A 252-nucleotide genomic window follows, 5' to 3' on the forward strand; every position below is an offset into this window, starting at 1 on the left:
ACCCGGCAGGTAAATCACCCGTTTTGTCTGCGTGGTGCTGCCGGTCAGTTGTGAGGTGATTTTGACGATGCGCTGGCTGCTGGCGTCGTAGCGGTAACTTTCGCTGTCGTCGGGTTCGCCATCGCGCATCACTGGAGTGACTTTCTGCAGTTCCTGGCGCGCCGTCCACCGCAGATTCTGACCCGGTAAAAGCTGTTTCTGCTGGCCGCCAGCGGTGAACAGCGCGTCGACATCCACCGGGTTTTCGGTGAG

General features: G+C 59.9%; 1 pseudogene. It reads right to left on the minus strand.

What is annotated here, in order from left to right:
• Nucleotides 1–252: pseudogene (locus tag E0L21_RS24880) on the minus strand (RHS repeat protein); the annotation flags it as partial.

Origin of the sequence: Kosakonia quasisacchari, assembly GCF_004331415.1 — a bacterium.
Lineage (GTDB): Bacteria > Pseudomonadota > Gammaproteobacteria > Enterobacterales > Enterobacteriaceae > Kosakonia > Kosakonia quasisacchari.